Genomic DNA, 2644 nt, shown 5'->3' with positions numbered 1-2644 from the left:
CCACATCCCGGCCGGCCGCGGACGACGACGCCTCCCCCCGCGCCTGACCCCGCCCGCGCCCGCGCCGGCCCGCGCCGCCACGCGCACCACGCGCACGAAGGGCGCCGCCCACCGTCTCGTACACGGTGGACGGCGCCCTTCGTCCGCGCTCCGGCGCCTTCCGCTCCGGTCCGGCCGTCCGCTCCGGCTGCCCGCTAGCGAACGGCCGGGGGTGTCACTCCTCCACCAGCAGCCGTTCCCGCAGCTGCGCCAGCGTGCGCGCGAGCAACCGCGAGACGTGCATCTGCGAGATGCCGACCTCCTGCGCGATCTGCGACTGGGTCATGTTGCCGAAGAAGCGCAGCAACAGGATCTTCTTCTCCCGCGGCGGCAGGTCCTCCAGCAGCGGCTTCAGCGACTCCCGGTACTCCACGCCCTCCAGCGCGTCGTCCTCCGCCCCGAGGGTGTCCGCGACCGCCGGCGACTCGTCGTCGGTGTCGGGGACGTCCAGCGAGAGGGTCGAGTAGGCGTTCGCCGACTCCAGCCCCTCCAGCACGTCCTCCTCGGAGATGTTGAGGCGCTGCGCCAGCTCGTGCACGGTCGGTGCCCGCCCGTGCTGCTGGGACAGTTCGGCGGTCGCGGTGGAGAGCGACAGGCGCAGCTCCTGCAGCCGGCGCGGTACGCGGACCGCCCACCCCTTGTCGCGGAAGTGGCGCTTGATCTCGCCGACCACCGTGGGAGTGGCGTAGGTGGAGAACTCCACGCCGCGTTCGGGATCGAAGCGGTCGACGGACTTGATCAGGCCGATGGTGGCGACCTGGGTGAGGTCGTCCAGCGGTTCGCCGCGGTTGCGGAAGCGCCGCGCCAGGTGCTCGACCAGCGGCAGATGCATCCGCACCAGGCTGTTGCGCAGCTCGGCGTAGTCGGCTCCGGCCGGCGGCAGCTTGCGCAGCTCGACGAAGAGGTCACGCGCGGCACCGCGGTCCTGCGGGCTCGGCATTACGCGCCGGGGCGGCGTCTGCCCCGGGACGGCGGCCGGTACGGCGGCCGTCGGTGCGGCGGCCGTCGGTACGGCGCCGGCCTCGGGCCCGCCCTCGTGGGGCGGGGCCGCCGGTTCGGCGTTGTTCACATCGACCCCCTCGTCCGGTGACGTTCCGGATGGTCCGGTCACGGCGTTCCGGGCGCCGCGCCGCGCTTCTTGTGCAGGCTGATGCTGACGGTCTTGTCCTCGGCGACGGTGGACTCCACCTCGCCGGCCAGCGCGGTGAGCACCGTCCACGCGAAGGTGTCGCGCTCCGGTGCGTTGCCCTCGGTGGTCGGCGCGGAGACCGTCACCCGCAGCGAGTCCCCCACCAGGGTGAAGACGCACGCCAGTGTGGACCCCGGCGCGGCCTGCTGGAGCAGGATCGCGCACGCCTCGTCGACCGCGATCCGGAGGTCCTCGATCTCGTCGAGGGTGAAGTCCAGGCGGGCGGCGAGACCGGCCGTGGCCGTGCGCAGCACCGACAGATAGGCCCCTGCCGCCGGTAGCCGGACTTCGACGAAGTCCTGCGATCCGGGTTCACCTGGCATCTCGGACACCCTCACCTCCACGGTGGCTCACGAACGAGCGTTCCCGGACGCCTCGTGGCGCCCGTCGTACGTTGGACGAACCGCCCGGGGGCTTGGTTCGCCCCGTGACGCTATCGCGTTCGGACGGCACTGTCGCGGTATCACAGATGGTAGTCCATGCGGTGCATCCGGTGTCCGCCGGACGATGATCAAATACCACTGGAAAGAGTGGAGTTGTCCTGGTCAGCCGGTCACGACGGCCGCAAGTGAGGTACCGCGCGGGAAGGCTCCACGCTCGGTGAGGTCGGCGAGGGCGTACAGCAGTTTGGCCACGTACAGGGGCTCGACGGACGGCAGTCCGTGCCGTAGCGCGAAGTCGGCGCCGAAGGCGGTGAGCGCCTCGGGGGCGCGGCCGTAGCCGCCGTGGTGGTAGCCGTCCGCGAGCCGCCAGTCACCGCGCGGCCCGCCGAAGGCCGCGTCCTGGAGCCGGCGCACCTCTCCCTCCATGAAGCCGCCCTTGAGCACCGGCACACCGAGCGCGGACTGGCCGGGGCCCAGCCCGGCGGCCACGCCCGCCAGGGTGCCGCCGGTGCCGCAGGGCAGGGCCACCACGTCGGGCCGGGGCGCCGCCTCCGCCAGCTCCCGGCCCAGCTCCGCGCAGCCGCGCACCGCCGCGGCGTTGCTGCCGCCCTCGGGAACCTCGTGGAAGCGGCCGAACCGCTCCCGCATCCGGTGGGTGAACCCCGGCCCGTGCCGTTCCCGGTACTCCGCCCGGGAGACGAAGTGCAGCACCATCCCGTCGGCCGCGCAGCGGGCGAGCGAGTCGTTCAGCGGCCGGTCCGCCAGCTCCTCGCCGCGCACCACGCCGACGGTGCGCAGCGACAGCAGCCGACCCGCGGCGGCGGTGGCGCGGAGGTGGTTGGAGTAGGCGCCGCCGACGGTCAGGACCGTGTCGTGTCCGGCGGCGAGCGCGTCGCGCAGATTGGGCACCAGCTTGCGCCACTTGTTGCCGACCAGTTCCGGGTGGAGGAGGTCGTCGCGTTTGAGGAGCAGCCGGACGCCGTGGCGCGTGAACCGTTCGTCGGTCACCTCGCGAAGGGGGGAGGGGTGGGCC

Annotated in this window: 3 protein-coding genes; all 3 read right to left on the bottom strand. The window is 73.1% G+C overall.

The window, feature by feature from the left end; genetic code table 11:
* Positions 1–214: 214 nt before the first annotated feature.
* Complete coding sequence (locus E0D90_RS24905) at positions 215–1258, bottom strand: RNA polymerase sigma factor SigF (RefSeq protein WP_130800186.1); 1044 nt, start codon at positions 1256–1258, stop codon at positions 215–217.
* The gene (locus E0D90_RS24900; RefSeq protein WP_103504026.1) at positions 1147–1560 is read right to left on the bottom strand and encodes an ATP-binding protein; all 414 of its coding nucleotides are present in this window, start codon (positions 1558–1560) and stop codon (positions 1147–1149) included. The genes E0D90_RS24905 and E0D90_RS24900 overlap by 112 nt, the downstream gene beginning before the upstream one ends.
* A 213-nt stretch (positions 1561–1773) precedes the next feature.
* The coding region (locus E0D90_RS24895; protein WP_227870489.1) for a 1-aminocyclopropane-1-carboxylate deaminase/D-cysteine desulfhydrase at positions 1774–2644 on the bottom strand (871 nt) is incomplete at its 5' end.

The organism is Streptomyces otsuchiensis (genome assembly GCF_004305975.1).
GTDB classification, from domain to species: Bacteria; Actinomycetota; Actinomycetes; order Streptomycetales; family Streptomycetaceae; genus Streptomyces; species Streptomyces otsuchiensis.
Note: the sequence above shows the minus strand (reverse complement) of the source record. Positions and strands in the feature narration are given on the sequence as shown.